This is a genomic window from Bacillus sp. DX4.1 (genome assembly GCF_030348195.1).
In the GTDB taxonomy this organism is placed as follows: Bacteria; Bacillota; Bacilli; order Bacillales; family Bacillaceae_G; genus Bacillus_A.
Genome location: NZ_JAUCFT010000008.1, coordinates 203,068 through 216,886, shown reverse-complemented (window position 1 = coordinate 216,886; position 13,819 = coordinate 203,068). Strand labels below are relative to the sequence as shown.

General features: G+C 36.7%; 13 protein-coding genes and 1 pseudogene. 8 read left to right on the top strand and 6 right to left on the bottom strand.

The window, feature by feature from the left end; translation table 11 throughout:
• Nucleotides 1–5: 5 nt before the first annotated feature.
• A complete protein-coding gene (abc-f, locus tag QUF99_RS04555) occupies nt 6–1,886 on the bottom strand; it encodes a ribosomal protection-like ABC-F family protein (protein ID WP_289368806.1) in 1,881 nt (626 codons plus the stop codon).
• Between the two features lie 125 nt (nt 1,887–2,011).
• Complete coding sequence (locus tag QUF99_RS04550) at nt 2,012–2,146, bottom strand: RAxF-45 family protein (RefSeq protein ID WP_289368805.1); 135 nt, start codon at nt 2,144–2,146, stop codon at nt 2,012–2,014.
• Between the two features lie 415 nt (nt 2,147–2,561).
• Between QUF99_RS04550 and QUF99_RS04545 the strand changes: the two genes are divergently transcribed.
• From QUF99_RS04545 to QUF99_RS04535, 3 genes and pseudogenes are all read left to right on the top strand, one after another.
• A complete protein-coding gene (locus tag QUF99_RS04545; RefSeq protein WP_289368804.1) occupies nt 2,562–2,702 on the top strand; it encodes a spore coat protein B in 141 nt (46 codons plus the stop codon).
• Nucleotides 2,703–3,025: 323 nt separating this feature from the next.
• Nucleotides 3,026–3,643 (top strand): annotated as a pseudogene (locus QUF99_RS04540) (DUF4931 domain-containing protein); the annotation flags it as partial.
• Nucleotides 3,644–3,659: 16 nt separating this feature from the next.
• A complete protein-coding gene (locus QUF99_RS04535) occupies nt 3,660–4,133 on the top strand; it encodes a GNAT family N-acetyltransferase (protein ID WP_289368803.1) in 474 nt (157 codons plus the stop codon).
• Between the two features lie 13 nt (nt 4,134–4,146).
• Here QUF99_RS04535 and QUF99_RS04530 read toward each other — a convergent pair whose 3' ends face one another.
• The 3 genes from QUF99_RS04530 to QUF99_RS04520 all read right to left on the bottom strand — a co-directional run bounded on the left by QUF99_RS04530 (nt 4,147) and on the right by QUF99_RS04520 (nt 7,037).
• Nucleotides 4,147–4,680, bottom strand: a complete 534-nt coding sequence (locus tag QUF99_RS04530) for a transglycosylase SLT domain-containing protein (protein ID WP_289368802.1) — start codon at nt 4,678–4,680, stop codon at nt 4,147–4,149.
• 255 nt (nt 4,681–4,935) lie between these two features.
• Complete coding sequence (locus QUF99_RS04525) at nt 4,936–5,700, bottom strand: TatD family hydrolase (protein ID WP_289368800.1); 765 nt, start codon at nt 5,698–5,700, stop codon at nt 4,936–4,938.
• Between the two features lie 980 nt (nt 5,701–6,680).
• Nucleotides 6,681–7,037, bottom strand: a complete 357-nt coding sequence (locus QUF99_RS04520; protein ID WP_289374566.1) for a YxeA family protein — start codon at nt 7,035–7,037, stop codon at nt 6,681–6,683.
• A 350-nt stretch (nt 7,038–7,387) separates the two neighbouring features.
• On the opposite strand from QUF99_RS04520, the gene nirB reads away from it, so the two are divergent.
• Genes nirB through QUF99_RS04495 form a run of 5 tightly spaced genes read left to right on the top strand, consistent with a single transcriptional unit; the run spans nt 7,388 to nt 12,781 of the window.
• Nucleotides 7,388–9,793: a nitrite reductase large subunit NirB gene (gene nirB / locus QUF99_RS04515; RefSeq protein ID WP_289368798.1), complete on the top strand. Its 2,406-nt coding sequence runs from the start codon at nt 7,388–7,390 to the stop codon at nt 9,791–9,793.
• A 14-nt stretch (nt 9,794–9,807) separates the two neighbouring features.
• Nucleotides 9,808–10,125, top strand: a complete 318-nt coding sequence (gene nirD, locus QUF99_RS04510; RefSeq protein ID WP_289368797.1) for a nitrite reductase small subunit NirD — start codon at nt 9,808–9,810, stop codon at nt 10,123–10,125.
• 58 nt (nt 10,126–10,183) lie between these two features.
• Entirely contained in the window at nt 10,184–11,608 is a 1,425-nt protein-coding gene (locus tag QUF99_RS04505) for a uroporphyrin-III C-methyltransferase (RefSeq protein ID WP_289368796.1), read from the top strand.
• Nucleotides 11,605–12,315 (top strand): sirohydrochlorin chelatase, encoded by a 711-nt coding sequence (locus QUF99_RS04500; protein WP_289368795.1) that lies wholly within the window; start codon nt 11,605–11,607, stop codon nt 12,313–12,315. Before QUF99_RS04505 ends, QUF99_RS04500 begins: the two co-directional genes overlap by 4 nt.
• Complete coding sequence (locus QUF99_RS04495; RefSeq protein WP_289368794.1) at nt 12,308–12,781, top strand: precorrin-2 dehydrogenase; 474 nt, start codon at nt 12,308–12,310, stop codon at nt 12,779–12,781. The genes QUF99_RS04500 and QUF99_RS04495 overlap by 8 nt, the downstream gene beginning before the upstream one ends.
• 112 nt (nt 12,782–12,893) lie before the next feature.
• Here the strand turns inward: QUF99_RS04495 and QUF99_RS04490 are convergent, their stop codons facing one another.
• Nucleotides 12,894–13,730, bottom strand: coding sequence for a YitT family protein (locus tag QUF99_RS04490; RefSeq protein WP_289368793.1), 837 nt, complete (start codon nt 13,728–13,730; stop codon nt 12,894–12,896).
• Nucleotides 13,731–13,819 lie beyond the last annotated feature (89 nt).

Sequence of the window (13,819 nt, the reverse complement as noted above, 5' to 3'; positions counted from 1 at the left end):
TCACTTTATTCCATTATATTTTCTAATCGGTTATATAATTTCGCTCGTAATAGCTCTTTTTCCGCTTTTTCTTTATATAACTGTTCCAACGTTTCAACACCGATTGTGTCCTCCATTGTACATTCCAGCGTATATATCTCTTCTTCTATATGCATAAGCTTATTCTCAATTTCTTCTACATCACAAGATCCCTTCTTCTTTACATGTATTACTTCTATATTTGGAATCCCTTGTCGTTTTTGTTTCGCTACTTGTTTCTCTATTCTTTCTTCCCATTTTTGACGCGCCCATGCATAATTACCGGCAAACTCAAATAATTTGTGCTCATCAATCCAATACGTTTTCTCAAACAATTTATTTAAGAAATAGCGATCATGTGAAACAGCGAGTATCGTTCCATTATATTGTTCAAGAGCCTCTTCCAGTACTTCTCTTGATTCAATATCCAAATGATTTGTCGGCTCATCTAATACAAGAAAGTTAACATCTTGATACATAAGCTGCGCCAAGCGTAATCTCATCCGTTCTCCCCCGCTAAGTTGATTCACTTTCTTAAAAACTGATGGACCGTAAAATAAGAAACGGGCTAATATGTGGCGAGCCTCCCCTTCTGTTACAGCTACACACTCTCTAAAAGCTTCCAATACATTATCTTTTACATTCCCATATGCATGCTGTGATAAATAACCAATTTTCACACTACTACCAATTCGAATTTCACCAGCATCCGGTTGCATTTCCTCTAATAACAATTTTAATAATGTTGTTTTCCCTGTACCGTTACGCCCAACAATAGCTGTACGCTCTTGAAAACGAACATGTAAATTTGCTCCTTGAAATAGAGCACGTTCAGCAAAATACTTACCGACTTCCTTCATCACAACAACATCTTTCCCGCTTCTCTCTTGTCCTTCAAACTGAAGCCCCATCTGCTTTCTCTCTAAAATTGGCCTTTTCAATTTCTCTATCCGCTCTAAAGCACGCTCCATATTTCTCGCTCGTTTATGAAGTCCTTCACTCGGAGGGCTTGCCTGATTTGCCCATTCTCTCAGACGTTTAATCGCCTCTTTCATTTTTTTGATTTTCTTTTGTTGCTCCTGGTACGATTGAAATTCTTGCAACAATCTTTCTTCCTTCTCCTTCACAAACTGCGAATAATTCGTGTAGTATACATGTAGTTCACCATCTTCTAAATCAAAAATATTCGTCACAACTTCATCAAGAAAATAACGATCGTGTGAAATAACAACAACTGTTCCCGTGTACTCTTTTAAAAATTGTTCCAGCCATTCCACCGCAAATAGATCTAAGTGATTTGTTGGTTCATCTAAAAGCAATAAATCTGGTTTTTGAAGAAGCATATACGCCAAGCTAACCTTCGTCTGTTCTCCACCACTTAAATTTGTAAAGATACGAGAAAACAGTTCTGTTACTTGTAAACCATTGGCAACCTTCATGATATTTGCTTCTATTTCATAACCGCCTAAAAATGCAAATTGCTCTTGTACTACCCCATATTTCTCCATCAATTGTTGCAAAGCATTCTGCTCTTGTTCCTCACTCATACTTTGTTCTAACTTTCGCATTTGTTGTTCTAATTCTTTCTCTTTTGCAAATGCAGAGCTTAATACGTCATACACAGTCACTTCATCATCAAACTTTGGAATCTGTGCAACATGACCAATACACGTACCTTTCTTCATATGAATGGCCCCGCTATCTACATTCTCTATTCCTGTTAACAACTGAAAAATTGTTGTCTTCCCACTTCCATTCCGGCCCACTAAGCCGATGCGTTCACCATTCTTTATTTCAAGTGATATATTTTCAAATATGATGTTTCCACCAAATGATTTCGTTACATTGTTTACACTGCAAATTGTCATCTTTTCCGTACTCCTTTCAACGTAAAAAACCATGGAGAAAGAAACTTTCCCCATGGTTTTTTCATAGAAAAAGGAAGCCAAATAGCTCCCTTTTCACACGCTCTATAAAATGGGTGAAGAGATTTCTATCGTTCAATAGCTGTTATGCAATTGCTAAAAAAGGGCATACGTATCCCGTTAGCAACTACACCATGAAAAATCGCACGACACATATAGATAAAATCTAAAAATTGTGTGCGCACAGCTACAGAACGTTTCATCTCATTCACTCCTTTCGTACGAAAATTTATACTTACTTCTTTATTATACTTTCCAATTTAACGTTTGAATAGTCATTTTTCTGAAAATAATGAAGATAGACGAAACATTTCAATATATGACATCCAACCTTACAAAACTGTGATGTTCCCGTAATGGAAAGCGATAGTACGAAATGACGCCTCCTTATACAATAAAGATGTAAACAAGAGATAAGAGGAGGAACCACTCATGATGAAAGAAATCGTAAAAGTAATCTTCGAAGTGCTAGTAAACGGACAAGCAGTTGTAAAAGAACTAAATCAATTATAAGAAAAGGAGTGAATGAAAAATGATGAACATGGTAAAAATGATTATCCACGCTTTAATTGATGCAAAGGCAGTTAGCCAAGAATTAAACGAAAAATAAAAGGGGAAATGAATATGAAGAAAGCCATTATTGCAATCGTAAGTACAATCTTTGTTGCACATACAGTAAAGAATAGAATACAAAAACAGAAAGAAAAAGAAACAAAAAACACTTTATATTATCCATACACATTATTAACGAAAAAATAAAAGACCAGATACCCTTGTAGTGTTAGGATATCTGGTCTTTTGTTTTTTCTATTAAAAATTGCTGTTCCACAATTTTTTGTTCTTCCATTTCTTATCTCCTTCTTCTATCCTAGTTCACTCTTCTCACTATAAAGGATTTCTGTTTCCTTTTCAGGAATATAGTAAATGGGCATTTCACACATATTTTTAAAGGGGCATATTTAAATGGACACACAACAACTCTATTTTTCAAATGACATTGGCAAACAAAAACCAGAAAGCATCCGCATTGAACTACCCCCACCTTTACTTCGTTTAGAGGAGGGGGTCTTCTCGGTTGAAATGATAAATTTCCAACACTGCAAGATACATTACAAACTGTTCTCATTGAAACAGATAATTGTGACGATCATATCGCAACCTATACGCCTGAACATATGCGAAAACTAATCCGATTCTCTATTAAACATTGGTTAACTTTAGAAAAAAGCAATGAATTTGAATCTGTTATTTTATATAAAAATCACGGTCCATTTTCAGGCGGGAGCCTTCATCATGCTCATATGCAAATTATTGGAATGAAATATGTAAACTATCGTCAAAACGTAACACCTGAACAATTCCAAGGTGTAATCGTCAAAAAAGAGAAACAGATTGAACTCAATATTTCTACGCGACCAATTATCGGCTTTACCGAGTTTAATATTGTCATTGAAGATGTAGAAGCAATTGATACGATGGCAAATTATATTCAGCAAACCGTGCGTTACATATTAACAGATTTTCATAAAGGGTGCAGCAGCTACAATTTATTCTTCTATCACTTAGATGGAAAAATTATTTGTAAAGTTGTGCCTCGCTTTGTTGTTTCACCATTATATGTTGGATACAAAATCCCGCAAGTCTCTACAAAACTAGAAGATGTGAAACAGCAGCTAGAACAATATCTTACAATGCAATAATCCGAGGTGAAAGCAAATGAATTATGCGATTCGTAAAGCAACTCTAGATGATATACAGTCACTAATTAATCTACGTGTCGCTCTACTGAAAGAAGTAGGCGAACTGTATTCTCAAAAAGAAGAAGATTCTTTCCGACTAGCCACAAAGCAATATTTACAAACAGAAATGCAAACAAAACAATTTGTCGCTTATGTAGTTGAGGTAAACGGAACGGTTGTCAGTATTAGCGGTATTACTTTTTTCCGCCGTCCACCCTATATCGAAAACTTAGAAGGAAAAGAAGCTTATATTTTGAACATGTATACACTGCCACAGCACCGAGGTCACGGTATGGCAAAACAACTCTTACACCATTGTATAGAAGAATGTAAAAAGAACGATGTAAAAAGAATATGGCTTCATTCTTCTGCAGATGGTGAACCACTCTACAAAAAAATAGGTTTTACCTATAAGTCGAATGAAATGGAACTTTTTTTAATAGAAAAATAGAGTAGGTATTTACCTACTCTTTCACTAACCCTTTATTTCGATAGTACACGTTCTCTAGCCCAACGTTATATTTCATATTTTTATCCGTCCACTCTGTTCCAAGATTACCTGGCCATCCAGACGTATTTGCTATATATTTTAGTAAATCTAAATCGGTTAATCCTTTTTGTACGCCTCTCTTATATCCTTTCATCAAATGAGGCATTGCAATCTCCGCATTTGTACGTGGATCTTTTAATTGCTCGTCTGTTAAATGATCTGGAGCAAGTCCTCCGCCGCGGTGCAATTGAAACAATCCAAATGATGTACCCTTATCTCCAACACTTCTTGGGTTCAAACGACTTTCATGTTCAGCAATTGTAAGAGGTATCCATTCTGGAAGATTTACTTTCTTTGCTTCTTCTATAATAATTTGTTTCATCTGTTTCGCCTCTTCTGAATCAACATAGCTCATTTGATTCATCGATTTTCCCATTCCTTCAGACTCTCCCCTAAAAAACAAATACATTCCAAGGACAACTAAAAATCCTACAAAGAATTTTTTCACTTACTCTACCTCTTTCTATGCTGAAATTTGTCCCCTTTCAGCCTTCCATTAAATCATATCAAACAAGCACGCATCCTAACATCATACTTCAGACCGATTTTCTGAAAAAGTATGGATTCTTTCTTATACTTGGAATTGTCGTGATTATATTTCTATTATTAATGAGACGTGCCAAACGACTTGAATCGTAAAAACTACCAAGTATAGGTATGTGCTTGGTAATTTTTTATTGTGGATCAAAACAAACTCACTAATCTACTTCCCTAAATAAAACTGATATGTATTTTGATAAATTTGCTCTGCTATCTCTTCTATAGGTACTTGCTTGATACAGCTAATCTCAGCTAACACTTCTTTAATCATAACAGGATGCGTCATCTCATCCTCTTGAAACTCCCACGGTCCATCTGTTTCTACCATCATATATTCCAAAGGATAAAATGATACAATCTTTCTGATTTTCTCTTTCTGCATTACATCTGGTGTAATTGAAATATAGTAACCATTTTGGATCATTCGCTCCATCGTTTTTTGGCTTCCCTTAAACCAGTGAAAATGAGCACGGCGAATCTCATACTGCTCAAGTAGGTCACATACAATATCAGCATCCTCATAGACTGCATGTAGCACAATTGGTAAGTCGTACTTTTTGGCAAGCACTACAAATCTCTCTACTACCTCTACATAAGACTGCAATGCGATATCTTTATTTTCTTGCCGTAAATAGTATGGCAACCCAACTTCTCCAACAGCAACAATCCTATGTGCGTTCTCTTCAATAAGCTTATAAATTTGCTCACATTCCTGTTTGTTGATGATTTGCTCTGGATGAAATCCAAGTGCTGTGTGCACAACTGCATGTTGTTTTGCTAACGATAATGTTTGTTGGCAAGAATTATAATCCATTGATACAGCAATCAAACCTTCAATTTCTTTCATTCTTTTTACATCATCAATCAACTTTGCTTGCTCTTCTTTTGTATATTGGTCTAAATGTATATGACTATCGATCCATTTCATTCCCATCATCTCCCACACTCATTGTAATATGATGATCAAGATTACAGACAATAAAGTGAAACTTTAATCAGTGGGGTTATTACTTACTGCCCGTTAATGCATATAAATCTATTTTGATTTTTCGACATATAAGCCGCGGCTATCGATAACAAAAGGTGACCTGCACTCGTTTTTTCTCCTTGTTTTCACTTGGCATGGGGCAGGAAAAGGATCTGACCGCTTCTATGCATGGCCGGATGCTCTCTTCCACCTAAAAAGAAGGGCTTTATGTCGGTTTTTTACTTTGTATTTATACAGGATTAAAAAAACGAGAAGAATTCACATATCCTTCTCGTTTATCATCTATTTAACAATTAAATTTGAAATTATATCAAAAAGTCCAATACATACAATCACAACAGTAAAGTAGCTACAACAATCCCTTATTTGAAATTTAACTACTTCTTCTTTTCGCATCCCATTCTTCTCCCTTCACTTAGTCTCCCTAATTTCTTATCTTTTCTTATTATGCAAAAAATATGACAAACGAGCCATCGAATTAACTTACGTAAACCTTACAATCTTGTAAGGTTTTAAAAAATAGCCTCATCTCATAAAGAGATGAGGCCTATTAAATAGTTGGTTGGTTGTTAAAAATTCATCACATCATCATTTCAGACAGAAAGTTGTTTTTCCAATCTTTCTACTTATAGTGTACTAGAACCAATAGATTACAACTATCGAATTACCTTACAATATTGTCATGAATGAATGGATATTACTGCTTTTCTTGTTTCTTCTTAAATAAATGAAGTAACACCTCAATTATTTCATTTCTCTATGCAATCCTATGTATCCCTTATATTTTACTATTTATCCCACTATTCGCGGGCAATAATACTTCCACTGATTAAAGTTTCACTTTATCTTTTAAATCACTATATAATATTCTCCAATAAAAAAAGATCACTACATTTCATAAATAGTAGTGATCTTTTTAATTATCTCATCGTCAAAAGCTTACTTCTCGCTTTTATTGGAATTTGATCTGTATCTATCTCTACTAACGATTCCCCATAACGTCCTTTTGCGAAAATTTTCAACGGTTCGTTTCTTTTTAGCATGTGCTTCACCGTTTTTGTAATCTTCCGCTCTTTTCCCTTCTCATCATATCCGACGAACTCATATTCATACCAGTCATCACCAACATGCTGACCGATATCTTTCACAATTGTGTAATATTCTTTCGTACCGTAAAACGGATTATATTTATCAATGACTGGCCCAAGCTTTGTTGGTAGTAGTAATACAATTACAGCTGTTATTACAATCGCAGTAAAGAGCACTCGTTTCTTTATGCTTACCCACCTCAAGGTAGATTCCTCCTCCACACAATATGTGTAGTTTTCTATAGACCTATTGTAAAGGTGAAGGAAAAATCATTCTATCGAATCCTCTTACATTGCCCTTACATTTTTGTAAGGATCGAATAGCAAAAAGCAACAAACACAGATCTTCATCATTTCACATTTCTGTTGAAATATGTGTCAAACACGAAAAATAATTACGGTAAGACATTTACAAATTTAAACAATTTGTGAACCTTCCGAAAAATGTGATAAACATCACACCTCCTATTATTCAAAAATTTTATAATATAAGCATTAAAAGTTTGTTCAACATTTCACAACTAAAAGGGGAAATGAATATGAAAAAGCGTTTAGTAATGATCGGAAATGGCATGGCTGGAATACGCTGTATCGAAGAAATTCTAAAACAAAATTGTAATTTGTACGATATTACCGTTTTTGGAGATGAACCACATCCAAACTATAATCGCATTATGCTCTCACACGTACTACAAAGGAAAACAAATATTCAAGATATTACCATAAATGAATACACTTGGTACGAAGAAAACAATATTGCGCTATACACAAATGAAAAAGTAATACATATTGATCGGGAAAAACAAGTCATTGTAACAGAAAAGAACCGCACTGTTATGTACGACAAACTCATTATTGCAACGGGCTCCAGCGCTTTTATCTTACCTGTTGAAGGTTCAAAGCTGCCTGGTGTGACAGGATTTCGAACAATTGAAGATACACAATTTATGATAAATACTGCTAAGGAATATAAAAAAGCAGTTGTCATTGGCGGTGGATTACTTGGTTTAGAAGCCGCACGAGGTCTCATTGACTTAGGAATGGACGTACACGTTGTTCATTTAATGCCGAACTTAATGGAACAACAACTGGATTCTAAAGCGGCTTCATTACTGCGTGAAGATTTAGAAGCACAAGGTATGAAGTTTCTTATGGAAAAGAAAACGGTAAAAATTCTTGGTACAGATCACGTCGAGGGTATTCAATTTGAAGATGGCGATATTGTAACATGCGATTTAATTGTAATGGCTGTTGGAATACGCCCAAATACACAAATAGCAAAAGATGCTGATTTAATTGTAAATCGCGGTATTGTAGTCAATGACTATATGCAAACAAGTGATGAATCGATCTATGCAATTGGAGAATGCGCAGAACATAACGGTATTGCATATGGTCTTGTTGCTCCTCTCTATGAACAAGGTGCTATATTAGCAAAATATATAACAAATTCACAAACTGACGGATATACAGGCAGTATTGTCGGTACACAATTAAAAGTTGCAGGATGCGATTTATTCTCCGCTGGTCAAATTTATGAAGACGATGCAACGAAAGCAATCTCAATCTTTGATGAATGTACACGTTCTTATAAAAAGGTATTAATCCGTGACAATAAAGTCGTTGGTATTGTTTTATATGGTGATACTGCTGACGGCACACGTCTCTTTAGCATGTTAAAGAAAAAAGAAGATATACAAGAATATACACCAGCTTCTCTTCTTCACAAAGCTGGTGAAGAAAGTGGACTTGACGTTGCAAGTATGAGTGCCGATGATACAGTTTGTGGATGCAACGGTGTCACAAAAGGCACGATTGTTCGCGCGATCTTAGAACAAGAATTAACAACTTTTGAAGAAGTAAAAGGGTGTACAAAAGCTGCAGGTTCATGTGGAAAATGTCGTCCAGTTGTTGAACAAATTTTATCTCATACGCTTGGAGATAGCTTTGATGCTTCTGCTCAAACAGCAGGCATGTGTGGATGTACAACGTTGTCTCGTGATGAAGTCGTAACAGCCATTCATGAGAAATGTTTAAAATCACCAAGGGAAGTACGAAACGTACTTGGCTTTACACACGAAGATGGCTGTTCGAAATGCCGCCCTGCATTAAATTACTATTTACGCATGGCTTATCCAGAAGAGTATGCGGATGATAAATCATCTCGTTTCGTCAACGAAAGAATGAATGGAAATATTCAGCATGATGGTACATTTTCTGTTATCCCACGCATGTATGGCGGTGTTACAACAGCAGATGATTTAATGAAAATTGCCGAAGTTGCGAAAAAGTATGATGTACCGCTCGTAAAAATAACAGGTGCAAGTCGAATCGGCTTATACGGTGTTAAGAAAGCAGATTTACCAAAAGTATGGGCTGACTTAGATATGACTTCTGGATATGCCTATGCAAAATCCCTTCGCAATGTAAAATCATGTGTTGGTTCTCGCTTCTGTCGTTTCGGTACAAAAGATTCATTGGGTCTGGGTATGCTGCTTGAACAATCATTAGAAATGGTGGATACACCTCACAAAATGAAAATGGGTGTAACGGGTTGTCCACGCAACTGCGCAGAAGCACTTACGAAAGATTTTGGTGTCGTTTGTGTTGAAAATGGATTCCAACTTTATATTGGTGGGAATGGCGGCACAGAAGTACGTGAAGCAGATTTTGTAATGATTGTCCCTACGGAAGACGATGTCCTGCGCATCGCTACAGCTTACGTACAGTATTATCGTGAAACCGGTATTTACGGCGAACGGACAGCTTATTGGGTAGAACGCATGAGCTTAGACCACATAAAAGAAGTACTACAAGATACGAGTATGGTCGCTATGCTAAATGAACGTTTCCAAACAGCTCGTAGCACATATGAAGAAGCATGGGGACAAGCCCTAGAAACTCAATCATTAAAAGCGATGTATGAAGTAGAAACTGTAAAATAAGGAGCGCGATCCATATGTTACAAACGAAAGAAAAAATAAAAATTATGCGTGCAGAAGACCTTCCCGTACAAATTGGTAAAGAGGTGCAAATAAAAGACATGTCCATCGCCTTATTTCGCCTTTCCAATGGCGATATTCGTGCTGTAGAAAATCGATGCCCTCATAAAAATGGACCATTAGCAGAGGGGATTGTATCTGGAGAATTCGTCTTTTGTCCGTTGCATGATTGGAAAATTTCATTAGTAACAGGTGAAGTACAAAAACCTGATGACGGTTGTATTCAAACGTATGAAGTAGAAGTTATTGACGGGGAGATTTATATATACATGTAGCTTGCACAAGGAAGCCTTTTCTTGGCTTCCTTTCAAGTAAAACAGATGAGGTGTGGAGATGAACGGATACGTATATTTAGTTGGTGCAGGACCAGGTGATGAAGGACTCATTACAAAAAAGGCGATAGATTGCTTAAAGCGCGCAGATATTGTCTTATATGACCGCTTATTGAATCAAAACTTACTTGGCTATACGAAGCCAACATGCGAACTTATTTATTGTGGAAAAATGCCAACAAACCATATTATGCGACAAGAAATGATTAACGCTCACCTACTTCAGTCTGCCAAAGAAAATAAAATAGTTGTCCGCTTAAAAGGCGGAGATCCATCTATTTTTGGCCGGGTTGGTGAAGAAGCAGAAGCTTTAGCAGCAGAAAATATTCCATATGAGATTGTACCAGGCATTACATCTAGCATTGCCGCTAGCGCGTATGCTGGTATCCCTCTCACCCATCGTGACTACAGTAATAGCGTAACATTACTAACTGGTCATACGAAGGGCCCAATTCGTGATAATGTAAACTACAACTCACTCTTAAATAGTGATACGATTGCCTTTTATATGGGCATCAAAAATTTACCAACCATTTGTGAAAATTTACTGCAAACAGGAAAGAAAAAAGAGACGCCCGTAGCAGTAATTGAATGGGGTACAACTGGAAAGCAGCGTGTTGTCACAGGGACACTATCAACAATTGTTGATAACATCCAAAACGAAAATATTTCAAACCCTTCGATGACGATTGTTGGTGATGTCGTTTCCCTGCGAAAACAAATCGCTTGGAAGGAACGTAAACCACTGCATGGTAAGAAAGTTTTGTTTACCTCTGCAACAAATAAAATAAGTACAATGAAACAAATATTACAAGAAGCCGGGGCAGAAACATATCAAATTCCAACTTTCAAAAAGCAAGAATACACATTAACACCTGAACAAATCCACGAAATATTTAAAGCTGAGCGCCTTGTATTCTGTTCAACTGAGAGTATAGCAATCTTGTTACAGTCATGTGCCAAGCATCATAAAGATATTCGTTCGTTACAGGCAGAACTGCAGTATATGAATAGTGCTGCTCAAGAAAAGCTTATGCAGTATGGACTATTGGGTAAACCTGCAGAGTTTTCTACCGAAACAACAGTTTATTTAGGACGGAATATCAATCGAATTGCCGTCATTCAAGAAAAAATGGGTGCGGGTTCTTATATGATGACACATGAATATCAAATTGATCATCGGTTTGATGAAGTTCATACACGTATGCTTTCTGAATTTACATGGGATAGTATTGTATTTGAAGGACGTGCAGCAATTGATACATTTCTGGCAGAAGCGAAACGTCTTGGCTTCATGCATATTCTTGACTTACCATTCTCCTATACAGACAAACCAACTTTACAATATGCAAATAAGGTCGGATTTCAAAACGTTGATCACCATTTGCAAGCTATCATCACAGGAAAAGAAGTGACGGCACAATGAAAGGCATCGTTTATATCGGACATGGTAGCCGATTGCAAGAAGGCAACGAGCAGTTCGTTTACTTTATTCAATCTGTCATAAAAGAGCGCAGTGAAAGTATCCAAAAAATTGGCTTTCTTGAACTAACAACACCAACTATCAAGGATGCAATTATAGAAGCCATTATAGAAGGCGCAACTGAAATTTTAATTGTCCCTGTTTTATTATTTGCAGCTGCTCATTATAAACGTGACATTCCTTTTGAAATTGAGCAAGTGCAACAACTCTATCCACACATTACATTTTCAGTTGCACCGCCCTTCAGTACGCACCCACTTATGATCGAACTTGTAATAAAACGGATACGCGAAGCAGTAACGTCACAGGGCGGTGCCATTCTACTCGTTGGCAGAGGGAGCAGCGATCCACAGACAACGAGCGAGCTACAGCAAATCGGTGCAGCAGTGAGCCAAAAAATCGACATGCCTGTTTTCTGTTCTTTTTTAACAAATGGAATACCTACCTTTACTGATGGGCTAGCAGATACAACAGCTTCCTATCAACACGTATATGTAGTGCCCTACCTTCTCTTTACTGGATTATTACTTCGAAAAATTAAGCTGCATACAAAAAATTATGCTAACGTTATAACTTGTAACTGCCTTCAATTTGATGCATACATGAAGTCAGCTTTATTAGAGCGAATGGAGGAATGTGTGCATGTATAACATATATCCTCTTATGTTCAATCTACAAGGAAAAACTGTTGTCATTATCGGTGGAGGGAAAATCGCATATCGAAAAGCTGCTGGATTAAAGAATACAGGAGCTTCTGTCACTGTTGTCAGCCCAGAAATTTGCGAAGAAATGAAGAAACTTCCCTATATTACATGGAAGCGAAAAACATTTACAGAAGATGATATAAAAGATGCCCATCTCATTTATGCTGCAACAAATCAACATACTGTAAATATGATGGTCAAACAAGTTGCACATGATTTCCAATGGGTCAATGTCGTCAGTGACGGCACGGCATCATCTTTTCATACACCCGGTATCATTCGAAATGATGAATACGTTGTCAGCATATCAACTTCAGGTAAAAACCCATCATTGGCAAAACAAATCAAACAAGACCTGGCAGTCATCCTCACGCCACTCATAAAACGTTTATCCCGCTCTAACGGGCAGTAAGACCACCACCTCAAAGTTCAGCAGAAGCAAAAAAGTTAGGCGGAGGTTCCACTGATGGAATTTTCTCTTTATTTCATAAAAAAAGATGAACGAATCCTTCTCGTTCATCCTTTTAGCTTGCTTTAAATCCACCGCCAAGTACATCACGCACATCATGGATGACGACAAACGCTTCTTCATCCACTTTGCTGATCACTTGTTTTAATCTTACAAGCTCTTGTTTATTAATAACGACATAAAGTACTTCTTTATTTCTCCCTGTATAACCGCCGCGTCCTTCTAACACCGTAACACCACGCGTCATATGCTTCGTAATTGTTTCACGAATTAAATCCGGTTGATTCGATATAATCGTAACCGCTATTTTCGTATTAATGCCTTCAACGATAAAATCGATTACTTTCGCACCGATAAATACTGCAACAAGTGTGTACATTGCTTTTTCTTGTCCGATGATAAACACGGAACCCATAATGACAACAATATCTATAATAAGTACACCTTTGCCAACACTCCAGCCTAAATATTGATTGGCTAATTGCGCTAAAATTGCTGATCCTCCTGATGTACCACCTGCTCGGAACATACATCCTAAACCAACACCGACAAACACTCCTGCAAATAAAGCAGCTAATAACGTATCGCTATTTACTCGATGTCCAATGTTTTCTGTGATATATAAAAACAAAGATGTTTCCACAATTCCAAGAATCGTGTAAACCATCGTTTTTTTATCAAAAAATTTATAACCAATTGTTAATAAGACAGCATTAAAGGCAAAGTTCACAATCCCTGGTGACCATCCAAATAAATAATATGTGACAACCGTCAAACCGATAATTCCGCCTTCTGATAAGCGGTTTGGGATTGCAAAGTAGTTAATTCCTATTGCAAACAATAATGAACCTATCGTAATTAATGCGATCTCTTTCATTCTTTGATTAACCATATCTATAACCTCCCCCCATTTGCCATTGTATCACTATCTTGCAGAGGTTTAGAAGTGGTTTTTCTTATACTCTTTTTTCAAGTGCATCT